General features: G+C 61.4%; 15 protein-coding genes and 1 tRNA gene. 12 read left to right on the forward strand and 4 right to left on the reverse strand.

The window, feature by feature from the left end:
* Positions 1–3: 3 nt before the first annotated feature.
* Genes NKJ91_RS18750 through NKJ91_RS18765 form a run of 4 tightly spaced genes read left to right on the forward strand, consistent with a single transcriptional unit; the run spans position 4 to position 4794 of the window.
* Positions 4–1596, forward strand: a complete 1593-nt coding sequence (locus NKJ91_RS18750; protein WP_502893792.1) for an ABC transporter ATP-binding protein — start codon at positions 4–6, stop codon at positions 1594–1596.
* Positions 1593–2705, forward strand: a complete 1113-nt coding sequence (locus NKJ91_RS18755; RefSeq protein WP_352456777.1) for an ABC transporter permease — start codon at positions 1593–1595, stop codon at positions 2703–2705. Before NKJ91_RS18750 ends, NKJ91_RS18755 begins: the two co-directional genes overlap by 4 nt.
* Positions 2705–3679 carry an ABC transporter permease gene (locus NKJ91_RS18760; RefSeq protein WP_031211313.1) on the forward strand — a complete coding sequence of 325 codons (975 nt, stop codon included), beginning with the start codon at positions 2705–2707 and terminating at the stop codon, positions 3677–3679. Before NKJ91_RS18755 ends, NKJ91_RS18760 begins: the two co-directional genes overlap by 1 nt.
* A 47-nt stretch (positions 3680–3726) precedes the next feature.
* The gene (locus tag NKJ91_RS18765) at positions 3727–4794 is read left to right on the forward strand and encodes a BMP family ABC transporter substrate-binding protein (protein ID WP_352456768.1); all 1068 of its coding nucleotides are present in this window, start codon (positions 3727–3729) and stop codon (positions 4792–4794) included.
* Positions 4795–4857: 63 nt separating this feature from the next.
* Here NKJ91_RS18765 and rimO read toward each other — a convergent pair whose 3' ends face one another.
* From rimO to NKJ91_RS18785, 4 genes are all read right to left on the reverse strand, one after another.
* Complete coding sequence (gene rimO, locus NKJ91_RS18770) at positions 4858–6171, reverse strand: 30S ribosomal protein S12 methylthiotransferase RimO (protein WP_352456769.1); 1314 nt, start codon at positions 6169–6171, stop codon at positions 4858–4860.
* 152 nt (positions 6172–6323) lie between these two features.
* Complete coding sequence (locus NKJ91_RS18775; RefSeq protein WP_023675054.1) at positions 6324–6983, reverse strand: TerC family protein; 660 nt, start codon at positions 6981–6983, stop codon at positions 6324–6326.
* A gap of 190 nt (positions 6984–7173) precedes the next feature.
* On the reverse strand, positions 7174–7581 hold the full coding sequence (locus NKJ91_RS18780) for a DUF930 domain-containing protein (protein WP_352456770.1): 408 nt from the start codon (positions 7579–7581) through the stop codon (positions 7174–7176).
* A gap of 282 nt (positions 7582–7863) precedes the next feature.
* Positions 7864–7953 (reverse strand) — tRNA-Ser (locus tag NKJ91_RS18785).
* A gap of 306 nt (positions 7954–8259) precedes the next feature.
* On the opposite strand from NKJ91_RS18785, the gene NKJ91_RS18790 reads away from it, so the two are divergent.
* The 8 genes from NKJ91_RS18790 to NKJ91_RS18825 all read left to right on the forward strand — a co-directional run bounded on the left by NKJ91_RS18790 (position 8260) and on the right by NKJ91_RS18825 (position 17014).
* Complete coding sequence (locus NKJ91_RS18790) at positions 8260–9144, forward strand: GNAT family N-acetyltransferase (protein WP_352456771.1); 885 nt, start codon at positions 8260–8262, stop codon at positions 9142–9144.
* A 273-nt stretch (positions 9145–9417) separates the two neighbouring features.
* On the forward strand, positions 9418–10641 hold the full coding sequence (locus NKJ91_RS18795) for a septal ring lytic transglycosylase RlpA family protein (RefSeq protein WP_352456772.1): 1224 nt from the start codon (positions 9418–9420) through the stop codon (positions 10639–10641).
* 131 nt (positions 10642–10772) lie between these two features.
* Complete coding sequence (locus NKJ91_RS18800) at positions 10773–11903, forward strand: D-alanyl-D-alanine carboxypeptidase family protein (RefSeq protein ID WP_352456778.1); 1131 nt, start codon at positions 10773–10775, stop codon at positions 11901–11903.
* Between the two features lie 64 nt (positions 11904–11967).
* The gene (gene tmk, locus NKJ91_RS18805) at positions 11968–12642 is read left to right on the forward strand and encodes a dTMP kinase (RefSeq protein ID WP_352448921.1); all 675 of its coding nucleotides are present in this window, start codon (positions 11968–11970) and stop codon (positions 12640–12642) included.
* Entirely contained in the window at positions 12639–13694 is a 1056-nt protein-coding gene (locus tag NKJ91_RS18810; RefSeq protein WP_352448922.1) for a DNA polymerase III subunit delta', read from the forward strand. Before tmk ends, NKJ91_RS18810 begins: the two co-directional genes overlap by 4 nt.
* Positions 13695–13847: 153 nt before the next feature.
* Positions 13848–15398 (forward strand): methionine--tRNA ligase, encoded by a 1551-nt coding sequence (gene metG, locus NKJ91_RS18815; RefSeq protein ID WP_352456773.1) that lies wholly within the window; start codon positions 13848–13850, stop codon positions 15396–15398.
* The gene (locus NKJ91_RS18820; protein ID WP_352456774.1) at positions 15398–16192 is read left to right on the forward strand and encodes a TatD family hydrolase; all 795 of its coding nucleotides are present in this window, start codon (positions 15398–15400) and stop codon (positions 16190–16192) included. The genes metG and NKJ91_RS18820 overlap by 1 nt, the downstream gene beginning before the upstream one ends.
* A 3-nt stretch (positions 16193–16195) precedes the next feature.
* Complete coding sequence (locus tag NKJ91_RS18825; protein ID WP_023675062.1) at positions 16196–17014, forward strand: MBL fold metallo-hydrolase; 819 nt, start codon at positions 16196–16198, stop codon at positions 17012–17014.
* The last annotated feature ends 215 nt before the right edge of the window (positions 17015–17229 follow it).

Here is a 17229-nt window from a genome sequence, read left to right on the forward strand (position 1 = left end):
AACATGTCTGGCAAACCAGATGGAGGCACCGTGAGTGCAGATCAGGACGGCGCAAACCTGCTTGAGGTTCGCGGCCTCACAAAGATATTCGGCACGTTGACGGCGTGCGACCATGTCGATCTCAACATCGCCAAGGGCGAGATCCATGCGTTGCTTGGCGAAAACGGCGCCGGCAAGTCGACCCTGGTGAAAATGCTGTTTGGATCGCTGGAACCGAATTCCGGCGAGATTTTCTGGAATGGCCAGGCGGTCAGGATCACCAGCCCCGGCACCGCAAAAAAGCTCGGCATCGGCATGGTTTTCCAGCATTTTTCCCTGTTCGAAGCGCTGACGGCGGCTGAGAACATCGCGCTGTCGCTGGATGACGGCTCGCCGATCAGCACGATCGCGGCCAAGGCGAGGGCGCTCTCCTACAGTTACGGCCTGCCTCTCGATCCGCTATCGCTGGTCGGTGATCTGTCGGTCGGCGAGCGTCAGCGTATCGAAATCATCCGCTGCCTGCTGCAGACGCCGCAACTTATCATCCTCGACGAACCAACTTCGGTGCTGACGCCGCAGGAGGCCGATAAGTTGTTCGAGACGCTCGAACGGCTGCGTTCGGAAGGAAAGTCCATCCTCTACATTTCGCACCGGCTGGAAGAGGTCAAACGGATCTGCGACCGCGCCACCGTTCTGCGTCACGGCAAGGTGGTCGGCCATTGCAATCCGCGCCAGGAAACCGCGTCTTCGTTGGCGCGGATGATGGTCGGCAACGAGGTGCTGGCCGTGGTGCGGGCGCCGGCCGAGGGTATCGAGACCGCGCCGGTGCTGCTTCAAATCCGCGAACTCACCCGCAAGCCGGCGACCCCGTTCTCAATCCCGCTCAGGAACATCAATCTCGAGGTCCGCGCCGGCGAGGTGATCGGCATTGCCGGTGTGGCCGGCAACGGCCAGGGCGAATTCTTCGAATCCGTTTCCGGCGAGGTGCTGCAGCAGGATGCCGGCTCGGTCCGCATCCGCGGCAAGGATGCCGGCGGCCTCACCATCACCGGCAGGCGTCTGATGGGCGCTGCCTTCGTCCCGGAAGAGCGGCTCGGCCATGGCGCAGCACCGCGCATGAAGCTTTCGGAGAACCTGCTTCTGTCGCGCCACGCCACCGATGGCAAGATGTTTGTCGGCGCCGGTGGAATGGTCAAGGGCGATGCGATCCATACCGCTGCCCAGCGCATCATAAAGGCAATGGACGTGCGCAAGAGCGCGCCGGATCCGGAGGCTGCGGCTCTTTCGGGCGGCAATCTGCAGAAATTCATCGTTGGCCGCGAACTCGACCGCCGGCCTAGCGTCTTGGTGGTCAATCAGCCGACCTGGGGGGTCGACGCGGGTGCGGCGGCCCACATCCGCCAGGCACTGATCGAACTGGCGCGCAGCGGCTCGGCGGTGCTGGTGATCAGCCAAGACCTCGACGAGCTGTTCGAGATTTCCGATGCGATCACGGTCATGCACAATGGCGAACTGTCGAAGCCGCTGCCGATAGCTGAAGCGACATTCGAGAAAATCGGGCTGCTGATGGGCGGCGCCGAACCCGGTCATGCCGAACATACGCTGGAGACGGCCTGATGCGCCTCGAACTTGTAAAACGCCCGCAGCGCTCGATGCTGTTTTCGGCACTCTCGCCTTTCATCGCTTTCGTTTTGACGATCATTGCCGGTGCCATCATGTTCGCGCTGCTCGGCGTCAACCCGTTGACTGCGTTCCGCATCTACTTCATCGAACCGATCAGCCAGGTCTGGCAGCTGCATGAGCTGGCGATCAAGGCCGCCCCCCTGATCCTGATCGCGGTCGGACTGTCGGTCTGCTACAAGGCCAACATCTGGAACATCGGCGCCGAAGGCCAGTTCATCCTGGGCGGCATTGTCGGCTCGATCATCCCCGTGCTGTTTCCGCAGTTCGAAGGCCCATTGGTGCTGCCGCTGACGCTTCTGCTCGGCATGGTCGGTGGGGCCGCCTATGCTGCAATCCCGGCACTGCTGAAGACGCGCTTCAACACCAACGAGATCCTGACCAGCCTGATGCTGGTCTATGTCGCCCAGCTCTTCCTCGATTGGCTCGTACGCGGGCCGTGGCGCGATCCGCAGGGCCACGGTTTCCCGCAGACCATCCAGTTCAACGACTCGGCCATACTGCCGGAACTCCTCCCGGAATCCGGCCGGGCAAACTGGGGATTTGTCTTCGCGCTGATCGCGGCGATACTGATCTGGATCCTGATGAGCCGTATGCTGAAAGGCTTCGAGGTCCGCGTGCTCGGCTCAAGTCCGAGGGCAGGGCGCTTCGCCGGGTTTGGCCTTAACCGCATGGTCTTCTTTGCCTTCCTGCTGTCGGGCGCACTGGCCGGACTTGCAGGGATTTCGGAGGTCTCGGGAGCCATCGGACAATTGCAGCCGGTGATCTCGCCCGGCTACGGATTTACCGCTATCATCGTGGCATTTCTCGGCCGGCTCAATCCGCTCGGCATCGTCGCCGCAGGCCTTGTACTGGCGCTGACCTATCTGGGCGGCGAGGCAGTGCAAAGCGCGCTCGGCATCTCCGACAAGGTGGCGCGCGTGTTCCAGGGCATGCTTTTGTTCTTCGTGCTCGGCTGCGACACGCTCATCCATTACCGCATTCGCCTGACCGGCTTTTCCGCGCCGAAGCTCGAGGCGGGGCCGAAGCTGGAGGAAGCCCGCTGATGGACATCACCGTCAACATCCTCTTGACCATCGCGACGGCGGCGACGCCGCTGCTGATCGCGGCGATCGGCGAACTGGTGGTCGAACGTTCGGGTGTGCTCAATCTCGGCGTCGAAGGAATGATGATCATGGGTGCCGTCGGCGGTTTCGGCGCCGGCTATCTCACCGGCTCGCCTTGGATAGGGCTGTTGGCGGCAGTCACCATGGGGGCAGTGTTCTCACTGCTGTTCGCCGTCATGACGCTGTCGCTGGCCACCAATCAGGTGGCCACCGGCCTGTCGCTGACACTGCTCGGCCTCGGCCTTTCCGGCATGATGGGAACGAATTTTGTCGGCCAGCCCGGCGAAAGGCTGCCAAACCTCGATATTCCCGGCCTGACCGCAATCCCGGTCGTTGGCAGGCTGCTGTTCGGCCAGGATCCAATCTTCTACATCTCGATCGCGCTGACCGCCGCCGTCATGTGGTTCCTGTTCAAGACCCGCACCGGGCTCACGCTGCGCTCGATCGGCGACAGCCATGCCTCCGCCCATGCGCTTGGCATCCACGTCATCCGCTACCGCTATCTCTCAGTGATTTTCGGCGGCGCTTGTGCCGGCCTCGCCGGCGGTCACCTATCGCTGGTCTACACACCGCAATGGGTGGAGAACATGACCGCCGGCCGCGGCTGGATCGCGCTGGCTCTGGTCGTCTTCGCCTCCTGGCGGCCATGGCGGGTGCTGGCCGGCGCCTATATTTTCGGCGCGATCTGGGTTGGCCAGCTTCACGTCCAAGCCATAAATCTGCAGGACTTCGTCGACGCGCCCTGGTTGCTCTACAAGTTAATTGCGTTCTTAAAATCGTTTCCCTCGCAACTGCTTTCTTCGCTGCCCTATCTGGCAACCGTCGTGGTTCTCGTTCTAATCTCGCGCAACAAGCGTTTGACGATGATGAACACGCCGGCCTCCTTGGGCCAGCCATTCGTTCCGGATCGTTGACAACAAAAAGACGGAAGCTCCAAGGCTTAACTCAGAGAGGTAACACAATGAAAAAACTGCTTATTGCCCTGATGGCGACGACGGCCGCATTGTCGCTGGCGGCCTCAGCCGGGGCGGCGGACAAGCTGAAGGCGTGCTGGGTCTACACCGGCCCGATCGGCGATTTCGGCTACTCCTACCAGCACGACCAAGGCCGCCTCGAGGTGGAAAAGGCACTCGGCGACAAGGTCGAGACCGCCTATCTCGAAAACGTCTCCGAAGGCCCCGATGCCGACCGCGCCTTCGAGCGCCTGGCGCGCGAGGGATGCAAGATCATTTTCGGCACGTCCTTCGGCTTCATGGACCCGGAAGTGAAGATCGCCAAGAAATTCCCCAAGGTGATGTTCGAGCACGCCACCGGCTACAAGACGGCCGAAAATCTCGGCATCTACAATGCGCGTTTCTATGAAGGCCGCTACGTGCTTGGCCAGATCGCCGCCAAGCAATCGAAGTCGGGCGTCGCCGGCTACATCGTTTCCTTCCCGATCCCGGAAGTGGTGATGGGCATAAATTCCTTTATGCTCGGCGCACAGTCGATCAACCCGAACTTCAAGGCGAAGATCGTGTGGGTGAACTCCTGGTTCGATCCGGGCAAGGAGGCCGATGCTGCCAAGGCATTGTTCGACCAGGGCGCCGATATCATCGTCCAGCACACCGACTCGACCGCTGCCTTGCAGGTGGCGGAGGAGCGCAAGCTGCACGGCTTCGGGCAGTCCTCCGACATGATCAAGTTCGCGCCGCACGCGCAGCTGACCTCGCTGACCGACGAGTGGGGTCCCTACTACATCAGCCGCGTCCAGGCGGCGCTCGACGGCACCTGGAAGCCCGACAATGTCTGGCTCGGCATTAAGGACGGCGCCGTCAAGCTGGCGCCGTTCACCAACATGCCCGACGACGTCAAGGCGATGGCCGAAGCCACCACCAAGAGGATCGCCGACGGCTGGAACCCCTTCACCGGGCCGATCGCCAAGCAGGACGGCACACCTTGGCTGAAGGAGGGCGAGGTCGCCGACGACGCCACGTTGCTCGGCATGAATTTCTACGTGAAGGGCGTCGACGACAAGCTGCCGCAGTAGGCGGTCGGAAACATATCGAACGAAAGGGCGCCACGCGGCGCCCTTTTCATTTTGGACGGAATATCAGACTGCTGAGCCGCAAAGGTCGTAAGCGTCGGCGCGCTCGACCTTGACCGTGACGATGTCGCCCGGGCGCAGTGGCCGCCGCGACTGGATATGGACCGAACCGTCGATTTCGGGCGCGTCGTATTTGGTCCGGCCCTTGGCCGAATTGCCATGCGCCTCGTCGATCAGGACCGGCAGTCGCTTGCCAATTTTCTTGGTGAGCTGCGTTGCCGAAATCTTCTGCTGGCGCTGCATGAAGCGGTGCCAGCGGGCTTCCTTGATCTCCTGCGGCACTTGCTCGAGGCCGAGCTCGTTGGAGCGGGCGCCTCTGACCGGCTCGTATTTGAAACAGCCGGCGCGGTCGATCTTGGCCTCGTCCAGCCAGTCGAGCAGCATCTCGAAATCGTCATCCGTCTCGCCGGGGAAGCCGACGATGAAGGTGGAGCGGATGGCAAGGTCCGGGCAGATGTCGCGCCAGCCGCGAATACGCTCGAGCGTCTTTTCGCCATGAGCGGGCCGGCGCATGTTCTTCAGCACCTGCGGCGAGGCGTGCTGGAACGGAATGTCGAGATAGGGAACGATCTTGCCTTCGGCCATCAGTGGGATGACGTCTGCGACATGCGGGTAGGGATAGACATAGTGCATGCGCACCCAGACACCGAGCTTGCCCAGTTCTTCCGATAGATCGAGGAATTTCGCCCGCACTTCGCGATCGCCGAACATGCTGGTCTGGTATTTGATATCGATGCCGTAGGCGCTGGTATCCTGCGAGATGACGAGGATCTCCTTGACCCCGGCCTTGGCCAGCTTCTCGGCTTCGCGCAACACGTCGGCCGCCGGCCGCGATACGAGGTCGCCACGCAGCGCCGGGATGATGCAGAAGGTGCAGCGGTTGTTGCAGCCTTCCGAAATCTTGAGATACGCATAGTGGCGCGGCGTGAGCTTGACCCCTTGCGGCGGCAAAAGGTCGATGTGGGGATCATGGCTCGGGGGGGCAGCCTCATGCACCGCCGCCATCACGCTTTCATAAGCTTGTGGTCCGGTGATGGCGAGGACGTTCGGATGTCTTTCACGGATGACGTCCGGCTCGGCGCCGAGGCAGCCGGTGACGATAACTTTGCCATTCTCCGAAAGTGCGGAGCCGATGGCGTTGAGCGATTCATCGCGAGCCGAATCGAGGAAGCCACAGGTGTTGACGACGACCAGGTCGGCGCCGTCGTGCTTGCGGGCGATCTCGTAGCCTTCGGCGCGCAGGCGGGTGATAATGCGCTCCGAATCCACAAGGGCTTTCGGGCATCCAAGGCTGACGAAACTGACGCGAGGGGCGGACATCTAAGCTTTTCCGGATTTTCAGGAGTGGCGGCGCAGTATCACACTTGTCGCGGCATTGGTATGGGCAGCGGCTGCGGCGAAACGCAACCGCCAGCGTCGCCGAAGGCTCGCCGAAGCTGAAAGGCCGACCGATGAGAATTCGAGTCGGCGTGTCAGCTCACCGCACTGCTGACATGCGGCAAGACTTCCACCGCGCCCCGGTAGATCATATCGAGTGCGACATAGAAGATGATCAAAAGGCCGATATAGGCGATCCAGCGATGGCGGTGCAGCAGCTTGGCGATGAAGCTCGCGGCAAGGCCCATCAGCGCGATCGACAGGACGAGGCCTATCACCAGCACCTGGAAGTGATCGCGCGCCGCGCCGGCGACCGCCAGTACGTTGTCGAGCGACATCGACACGTCGGCGATGACGATCTGCAATGCCGCCTGACCCAAGGTCTTCTTGCGCGCCTTGCCGGCCACCATATCATCGCTGTTGATATCGGAATTGGACAGCGCTTCGGTCGCCTCCACCTCGTCGGCATACGACGTGCGCAGCTCGCGATACATCTTCCAGCACACCCACAGCAGCAAGATGCCGCCGGCCAGCAGCAGACCGACAATCTGTAACAGGGTGACGGTGATCGCAGCAAAACCGATACGCAGCACCGTCGCCGCCACCACGCCGATGAGAATCGCTCTCTTGCGCTGCTCGACCGGCAAGCCCGCCGCGGCCAAGCCGATGACGATGGCGTTATCGCCTGCAAGCACGAGGTCGATGGCGATGACCTGGAGCAGGGCAGAGAAGCCCGCGGCAGTGAAAATTTCCATCGACTGGAAGTCCCTTGCTGGTTGGCCGACCGTTCGCGTCGAATGCCTGGAGGGCCTAACGTGTATGGTTCCCGCGCGTCAAGGGACTGGTTGGAACAAGGTCGGCAAACCGCCCGTTATTGCGGCAATATACAGAGTTTGCGACGATCGGCCCGAACACCGGCAAAATGCGGCCACAGGTCGCGAATGCCTAGTTATAGAGATTGTATTTGGGCCAGTCGCTTTCCGGAATTTCATCACCGATCCGGTAGCGGAGCTGCAGGACTTCCATATGGTCCGGCGCTGTTTCGCATTTGAATTTCAGCCGGTACCACTGTCCCTTGCTGCGAAACGCAGCACCCGGGCTCTTGATCGCATCGGCGCCCATTTCGGGCGTCGCAAAAGCGTAGGCGACGACACGATCGGCTTTGTATTTGTGGTCGTCGCGGGTAATCCGGTCGAGAATTTCGGCGTCGCATCGCTGCTCCAGCCGGGTTTGCGGATCGAGTTTCAGCAGGCCGGCGCGCAATGCGCTGTCCATTGCGCTGGCCGGCCAAGCCACTATCGTCCATGCGAGGACCGCAGAAAATAGTTTATTCATGGGCGGGAGAAGCACCATATTCGGGCGGAGAAATCAACCCGACGAAGCGCGGCTGCGCGGCGGGTGACAGTCTTCGCTTTGTGGCAGGTTGTTGATTACGCAATAGTATCACCGGTACTTTGGTATCGTTGCCACGATCAGCACCTGTCGCATTTCAGCGACGCGAGAGGTGGTGCGCTGCATAAGGCAGAGCGGCGGTTCTCCCCGAAGCGGACCGGCCTGTTAAACCCAGGCAGTCGAGAATCCGACGAGCGGAAAACTCGACGTCATGCCTGCAGGATTGAAGAAATTGGACGGATATGGCGGAGGGAGTGGGATTCGAACCCACGGTGGGCTTGCACCCACGCCGGTTTTCAAGACCGGTGCCTTAAACCGCTCGGCCATCCCTCCAAGGTGATTTTCAATCACTTAGGATATCGCGAGAGGAGCGGGTTCGAGCTGTCGGTACCGGATTGGCACCAGGACGTTCCCCGACCGGTTCGCGCTCCATTCCTGTAAAGCCGCATTCAACGCCAAGTCAACCGTGGCGGCCGCACCTTTCGGCGCGATCCAGGACGGTGAGCAGCGTCATGGCGAGCTGTGTTTGTGCTGAGTGTGGAAAATCGTTTTTAAAACCCGCACGGACTATTAATCGTTGAGCGCTGATATGTGGAGCGCATTAGGCACATGTAAGTAAATCGTATTCTGGAGTTGATTTTGGCCGTACTTGGCGCTCTCCCGCCCGGTCTTCGCTGTAGACCAATCCGCGAAACCGACTGGGAGGGAGTGGTTGATTGCCTGTGCAGGGGCTTTCCGGCGCGTAACCGGAGTTACTGGATACACGCTCTGACCCGTTTGTCGCAGCGTCCTGCGGTTGCCGAGTTCCCACGATATGGCTTTGTTTTGGAGCATGCCGGTCGGATCGTCGGCGTTGTGCTCACCCTTTATGCTCGCTACCAGGGGCCAGAGGGCGACGAAATCCGCTGCAATCTTTCAAGCTGGTCAGTCGATGCAGATTTCCGTCCCTATGGCGCCATGTTGGTTGCGGCGGTTCTCAAGCGGAAGGACGTGACCTACACGAACATTTCGCCGGCACAAGCGACATTGAAAGCCAACCGGGCGCTAGGCTTTCGGCTCTTCTCCAGCGGACAATTTACCTTCTTGCCGGCTTTAAGTTTGACGCAGCGGTCATGTCGCGTGGTCGAAGTGCGTCCCGATCTTCCGGAATTGGCGATGCTGCCCGAGAGTGAGAGATACATACTCTCGGAACACGCCGCGCTGGGCTGCCTGTCGTTGATCTGCATCTGCGTTGGAGCAGCGTTCCCCCTGGTATTGATGCGGCGCCGAATGTTGCACGGTGTTATCCAGTGCCATCAGGTCATCTATTGCCGCTCGCTTGCGGATTTGAGCCGCTGCGCCGGTGCGATGGGGCGCTTTCTCTTGCGAAGCGGAATCCTGGTTTGCTTTGTCGACGCCAAGGAGCCGATTCCAGGCTTGGTGGGATGGTACCGCCCCAACAAGGGGCTGAAATACTTCAAAGGTCCCAGACCACCCGCACCTGGAGATCTGACGTTCACCGAACTTGTGATATTCGGTCCCTGAATCTGCGCTCGCAGACACGCCAAGCCAGGGGCAAAGTGCGCCACGAACGGCGTTTCTGATCGATAAGCGATGATTTTCATGCCGATCAGCGAGGCGGTCCGTGCCACAATCTCGCCCGGTTCCGACCACAATCGGTTAATACGGTGATAAACAATTCCTGCGCACAAAAAGGATTGGGGTAGGGCGTCGCCGGCGTTTCTGGAGTGGGTGCTTTGGCATCGCTGACGTTCATGCTGCGGTGCCTTCGTCGATGCTATAGGGGACAATCAAAATATGCAGACCACGGCGCGCCCGCGTCTTCGTCGCGCTTCCGCTTTCGCGCTGTTTGCCTTGTCGGCAGCCTTTCTTGCAGCATGTGCCGGGCCGCAGCAAAAGGCGATGGTCAACAAGAAACCTCGCTCCAAGGAATATTTTTCTGAAGCCGAATACGGCGTAAAAGCCAGCCCGCGCGTCATGTTCAAGACGTCTCGCGGACGCGACCAGCTCGGCAAGCCCTATCAGGTGCGCGGCAAGTGGTATTATCCGAAGGAAGACAAACGTTACGCCAAGGTTGGCCTCGCATCCTGGTACGGTGAGGCCTTCCACGGCCGGTTGACCGCCAACGGCGAAGTCTACGACATGGCAGATCTGACGGCGGCGCATCCGACCATGCCGCTGCCGAGCTATGCGCGGGTCACCAACATGAAGACCGGCAGCTCGGTGATCGTGCGCGTCAACGACCGCGGGCCCTATCATGATGGACGCATCATCGATGTGTCGAAGCGCGCTGCTGAAATGCTCGATTATGCCAATGTCGGTACGGCCGAGGTGAAGGTTGAATATGTCGGCCGTGCGCCGCTCGAAGGCAATGACGGGCAGTATCTGGTGGCTTCGTATCGTCCAGGCAACAGGGCGCCGGATCCGTCGGACGGTCTGCCCAGCGGCGTCATGGTCGCGATGAATGGGCCGTCGCCAAGCCTGCCGGTGAGCGCTGCTGCCGTGCCGTTCCCTGGTCAGCTGACGAATTCCGGGCAGGGATCCGATGCAGGGCCTGTCATGGCAGTGCAAGCATCTGCTTTGGGAGACATTGTACTGCCCGATTTCGGCCCGATCGTGCCGGAGCGCCCGGAGATCAACCTGCCGGCGCAATCGCCGTTCACCGTGGCGTCGCTGTCTTATGCGGACGAGCGCGTGCAACGCGCCTCCAACGCGTTTGCCGGGCTGGATGGCGCCGGCATGTCGCCCGCCGAAATTCTTCAATCGTGGAAGCGGCAAGCTCCTCCAACCGGGTCGCCCACGGACTATGTCGCGGCGGGTTCGTTCGAGAATGCCGCCGAAGCGGAGCGTGTGGCTGCCCAGCTTTCCAGCTTCGGCAAGACCGAAATCCAGCGCTCGGAACTTGAAGGCAAGGACTGGTACTCGGTCAACCTCTTTGCCGATGGTCGTGGCAGCCTGGACGAGATGCTGCAGGCAGCGTGGTCGCATGGTGCGCCGGATGCGCTTGCTGTACGCAACTGAGCTCGGGGCTGCCTGGTTTTTTCGCGCGCGATTGATCCGCCAGGCAAAAGCCTGATAGCTTCTGCCAACTTGCAAAAGCGCCGGCTCACTGGTCGAACCTGATGAAATCTTTTCACCCTTTCACCGGGCTTATGGCGCTCGGCCTGCTGCTGCTCTCGCTTGCGCAGGCCTCAGCTCAGCTTTTCGAGACCAAGGCCGCGCAGGCCTTCATGATCGATGCCGAAACCGGAACCGTGCTGTTTTCCAAGGACGCCGACAGGTTGATCCCGCCGGCCTCGCTGGCCAAGCTGATGACGATGGAAGTGGTTTTCGACGCCATCAAATCAGGGCGCATGACGCTCGATGATACCTTCGTGGTGAGCGAGAACGCCTGGCGCAAAGGCGGCGCTCCTTCGGGGACATCGACCATGTTCGCCAAGCTCAAGTCGACGATCCGGCTGGAAGACCTGATCCAGGGCGTGACCGTGCAGGCGGCCAATGACGGCTGTATCGTCATCGCTGAAGGGATGGCCGGGTCCGAAGCAAACTTCGCGGCGCAGATGACCGAGCGTGCCCGCCAGATCGGCTTGCAGAAATCGACTTTCGTCAATTCCACCGGTCTGCCGGCCGATGGGCAGCAAACGAGCGTTCGCGAACTCGCGCTTCTGGCGCTGCATATCTGGCGCAACTACCCGGATCTCTACCGCTATTACGGCCAGAAGGATTTTACCTGGAACAAGATTTCCCAGAGGAACCGCAATCCGCTACTGGGCATGGACATAGGCGCCGACGGGCTCGCGGTCGGTGCCAGCGAGCAATCCGGGTTCGGCATTGTTGGCTCGGTCAGCCACAACGGCACAAGGGTGATCGCGGCGATGAGCGGCCTGGCAAACGACCGTGAGCGTGCTGAGGAAGCGCGAAAGCTGCTCGACTGGGGCGTTCGCTCCTTCGAGAAGACTGAAGTATTCGCCAAGGACGAAGTGGTTGGCGAAGCCCAGGTCTTTGGCGGCGCCAAGTCCGGTGTCGCATTAAAGGCAAAAGGACCGGTGCAGATCTTCCTGCCGATCACCAACCGCGACAAGCTCACCGCCAGGATCGTCTATGACGGACCGGTGGCAGCGCCGGTGGAGGAGGGGCAGCCGGTGGGTACGCTGCGCGTCTGGATCGGCGATACGCTGAGCCAGGAGACGCCGCTGTTTGCCGCCGAGTCGATCGGTGTCGGTTCGCTGCCGCAGCGCGCGCTCGATGCCGCCAAGGAACTGGCCGTCGGCTGGCTGCGTTAGCACCGTCGCGGTGGACCTTTTTTCCCGCCGGGACTATACGGTCCCCGAAGTATGGACAAAGGCTTTGGCGCGCGGATTTTTCATCACTTTTGAAGGCGGCGAAGGAGCAGGCAAGTCGACGCAGATCGAGCGGCTGGCAAAGAAGATGCGCGCCAAGAAATACGATGTGCTGGTGACACGTGAGCCGGGTGGCTCGCCGGGCGCGGAGGCGGTCAGGCATGTCCTGCTTTCAGGCGCAGCCGAGCCGTTCGGCCCCAAGATGGAAGCGCTGCTTTTCGCCGCTGCGCGTTCCGACCATGTCGAACAGGTCATCCGGCCGGCAGTCGAGCGCGGTTCGGTCGTGCTTTGCGATCGTTTCATGGATTCCTCGCGCGTCTACCAGGGCGTCACCGGCGGCCTCGACCCGGCATTCATGGACGCATTGGAGAAGGTCGCCATCAACGGCATGGTGCCGGACATGACACTGATCTTCGACATCGACCCCGCCGAGGGCCTGAGGCGCGCTACCGCCCGGCGGGGCAGCAGTGACGGACCGGACCGCTTCGAGAAAGAAACATTGGCCATCCACCAACGCCGGCGCGAGGCGTTTCTCGCGATCGCCTCAGCTGAACCCGAACGCTGCGTTGTCGTCGATGCCTCAGCCGACCTAGATGCGGTGGAGGATGTCGTTACCGCCGCGGTCTTCGCGGCTCTCGAGAGGATGATGCCGGCGCAAAGAAGGCAGGCGGCGCCAGCATGATTTTCGAACGCATCGCGCCCGAACAGCACGATACGCTGGACGGGGTGCCCGAGCCATCCGAGACGCCGCGTCTTGTCGGTCACCTGCAGGCGGCCAACATGCTCGCCACCGCTTACCGCTCGGGAAAGCTGCCGCACGCACTGATCTTTGCCGGACCGGTTGGCATCGGCAAGGCGACGCTGGCCTTTCACCTGGCGCATCATCTGTTGAAGCACCCGGCCTTCGAGCAGGCGCCGGAAAGCCTTGCCGTTCCAGATCCGGCTTCGTCGCTGTTTCGACAGATCGCCACCGGCGCGCATCCTTCGGTGCTGCATCTTACACGCCCGGCGAACGACAAGACCAAGAGCTTCAAGACAGTGGTCACGGTCGACGAAATCCGCAAGGTCAGCCGTTTTCTGTCGCTGACCTCGCACGACGGCAGCTACCGGGTGGTTATCGTCGATCCCGCCGACGACATGAACACCAATGCTGCCAATGCCTTGCTGAAGAATCTTGAAGAGCCACCCGCGCGCACCTTGTTCATCCTCATCGTCCATGCGCCGGGCAGTCTGCTGCCGACGATCCGGTCGCGCTGCCAGATGGTGCGGTTGGCGCCGCTCGATGCCGAGAGCTTGATGACGGTTCTGGAAGGCATCGAGCCGCCGCCACCGGAGGATCCTGGGGCGCGCGCGGCGCTGGCGGAGCGGGCAGGGGGCAGCGCGCGCAATGCGATCCTGTTGACGCAGTATGGAGGGCTCGAAATCGCCGCCACCCTCGACGCCCTGGTGATGTCCAAGAAGATAGATGTCGCAGGCGCCTACCGTCTTGCCGAGGCGGTCGCCGGCCGCGACCAGGCAATCCCGTTCGAGATATTCAATCGCCGCGCGCTTGATCTGCTGTCGGCCGGCGCCAGCCAGGCCGCGCTCGCCGGCGATCTCGCGCGGGCCAAAACGCTGTCGGATACTTGGCACGAGGCTTTGAACGCTATATCTGAAACCGAGACCTACAATCTCGACAAAAAGCAGCACGCCCTGACCATGATCGACCGCCTGAATTCTGCAATGCGAATGTGACGGCCGCTGGCGTGGCTTTGAAGCCCCTGAGTATTGATCCCAATCAATCGCAGGAACTTCGAAGCCACCACATTGGCGTCGGATGGCAATTGCCGTTTCGATGCGATATCTCACCGCGACATCTTTCATTCAGACATTCATGACGGCTCATCCATGGCACGCGAAAAATACTACGTCACGACGGCTATTTCCTATCCGAACGGCAAACCGCATATCGGCCATGCCTACGAGTTGATTGCCACCGACGCGCTGGCCCGCTTCCAGCGGCTCGACGGTAAGGACGTGCTCTTTCTCACCGGCACCGACGAGCACGGCATCAAGATGCTGCAGACGGCGAAGAGAGAAGGTATTTCAGCGCGCGAGCTGGCAGACCGCAACTCGGCCGATTTCGAGCGCATGGCCGTCGCGCTCGATGCCTCCAACGACGATTTCATCCGCACCACGGAAAAGCGGCACTACAAGGCCTCGCAGGCGATCTGGAAGGCGATGGCCGCCAATGGCGACGTCTATAAAGGCGGCTATGCCGGCTGGTACTCGGTGCGTGACGAAGCCTATTACGGCGAAGAAGAGACCGAGGTGCGTGCCGACAATGTCCGCTATGGGCCGCAGGCGACGCCGGTCGAATGGGTCGAGGAAGAGAGCTACTTCTTCCGGCTGTCGGCTTATCAGGACAGGCTCCTTGCACTTTACGAAAACCAGCCCGATTTCGTCGGTCCTGCCGAGAGGCGCAATGAGGTGATGAGCTTCGTCAGGTCCGGCCTGAAGGACCTATCGATCTCGCGCACCACGTTCGACTGGGGCATCCCGGTGCCGGGCGACGAGAAGCATGTGATGTATGTCTGGGTCGACGCCTTGACCAACTACATCACCGCCGCCGGCTATCCGGATCCGGCCAATGAGAGATGGTCGTTCTGGCCGGCAAACGCGCACGTCATCGGCAAGGACATCGTCCGCTTCCACGCGGTCTACTGGCCGGCTTTCCTGATGTCGGCTGGCATCGAATTGCCGAAGCGCGTGTTCGCGCATGGTTTTTTGTTCAACCGCGGCGAGAAAATGTCGAAGTCGGTCGGCAACGTCATCGACCCGTTCGCGATGATCGAGCACTACGGCCTCGACCAGGTGCGCTATTTCTTGCTGCGCGAAGTGCCGTTCGGCCAGGACGGCAGCTACAGCCATGATGCGATCGTCAACCGCACCAATGCCGACCTTGCCAATGGCCTCGGCAATCTGGCGCAGCGCTCGCTGAAGATGATCGCCAAGAACTGCAGCGGCGCGGTGCCAAAGCGCGGCGAACTGACCGAAGCCGACAGCGCCATCCTCGACCAAGCGGTGGGGGCACTCGCCGTCGCGCGAAAGGCAATGGCGGATCAGGGCATCCATTTGGCGCTGGCGGCGATCTTCGGAGTGGTGGCCGAAGCTGACCGCTATTTCGCCTCTCAGCAACCCTGGGCGCTAAGCAAAAGCGATCCAGAGCGTATGAAGACAGTTCTGTGGACGACGATCGAAGTCGTCCGGCGCGTCACGCTGCTCTGCCAGCCCTTTGTTCCGGGGTCGGCTGCTAAGCTGCTCGACCTGCTGGCGGTGCCGGCAGACAACCGTGACTTTGCGCATGTCCACGCCGACTATGCGCTGGTGCCCGGCACGGCATTGCCCGCGCCGGAGGCGGTCTTTCCGCGTTACGAAAAGCAGGACGCGAACGCCTGATGCTGGTCGACAGTCACTGCCACCTCGACTTTCCGGATTTCGCCGAAGAGCGGGCGGCCATTGTCGCCCGCGCCCTAGCGGCCGGCATCGGCCGAATGGTGACGATCTCGACGAGGGTGAAGCGATTTAACCAAGTGCTTGAGATTGCAGAGACTTTCGATGAGGTCTATTGCTCGGTCGGCACCCATCCGCATAATGCGGCCGAAGAGCTTGACGTCACTGTCGATGATCTGGTGCGGCTCTCTGCTCATCGCAAAGTGGTGGCGATCGGCGAGGCCGGACTCGACTATTTCTACGATCATGCGCCGCGCGACGCACAGGCGCAGGGCTTTCGCACCCACATCGCCGCGGCGCGCGTGACCGGTCTGCCGCTGGTCATCCATTCGCGCGACGCCGACGACGACATGGCTGATATCCTCGAAGAAGAAACGGGGAAGGGTGCCTTCCCCTTCATCCTGCACTGTTTTTCGTCGGCGCGCCGGCTGGCCGAGATCGGCGTGGCGCTCGGCGGCTACGTCTCGTTTTCCGGCATCCTGACCTTCAAGAACTCCGCCGAGCTGCGCGCCGTCGCCGCCGATGTGCCGCGCGACCGTCTGCTGGTCGAAACCGACGCGCCATACCTTGCGCCGATCCCGTTTCGCGGCAAGCGTAATGAGCCCGCCTATGTCGCGCATACAGCCAAGGTGCTGGCCGAGACGATCGGCTTCAGCGAGGCCGAGATCGCTAATATCACCACGGATAATTTCTTCCGGCTGTTCAGGAAAATGCCGCGCCCGAGCGCGCCGGGCGCCTGACGCATGAGCGACCGGTTACGTCTTACCGTCCTCGGCTGCGGCTCATCGCCGGGCACGCCACGCATCACCGGCGACTGGGGCAATTGTGATCCCGCGAACCCCCGGAACCGGCGCACGCGCACCGCAGCGCTCGTCGAGCGGATCGCGGCGAGTGGCGCCCGGACCACGGTCGTCATCGACACCGGCCCGGATTTCCGCGAGCAGATGCTGCTGGCATCGGTCAAGCGCATCGATGCGGTGGTCTATACACATCCGCATGCCGACCATATCCACGGCATCGACGATTTGCGCGGCTTCGTGCTCGAGCAGCGCCACCGGATCGACATCCATGCGGATCAGGCTACCATGCTGCGCCTACGCGAGGCGTTCCGCTACTGTTTCGAAACACCGAAAGGCAGTTCGTATCCGCCGATCGTCAACGCCCATATCATCGACCACCACAGGCCGGTGGTGATCGCAGGCGAGGGCGGCGCCCTCACCCTCGAACCGCTGCTGCAGCTCCATGGCGACATCACCTCGCTGGGTTTCCGCATCGGCGGGCTGGCCTATTGCCCTGACGTCAGCGACTTTCCGGAGGCGACCGCCAAGCGTTTGCGCGGGCTGGACATGCTGGTCATCGACGCGCTGCAATACACCGTCCATCCGAGCCATCTGTCGCTTGGCCAGGCGCTTGGCTGGATCGAAAGACTGGCGCCGAAGAACGCGGTGCTGACGCATATGCATGTGCCACTCGACTACGCTACGGTAATGGCCGAGACGCCGGCCAACGTCGAGCCTGCTTATGACGGCATGACAATCGAAATCCCTTACGAATCAGCGTGAAAGACTAAGTTTTTACCGCCTGGGTTCCCGAGTTGGATCTCGCGAGGTGCTATCTTCACGTCACATCCAATCGGCCAACTAGTTCCATAATCTATCTTATGCGACTACGCCTTGTAGCAGCTAAGTTAAAATGTCCGGATCTGGCAAAGTAGGAATGTCGCTCCTGCCTTGCCAATCTGCCCGCATTTGAGAGCGCGGGAGATTGCAGATTGGGA

Source organism: Mesorhizobium sp. M0040, from assembly GCF_040323505.1.
Classification (GTDB): Bacteria; Pseudomonadota; Alphaproteobacteria; order Rhizobiales; family Rhizobiaceae; genus Mesorhizobium.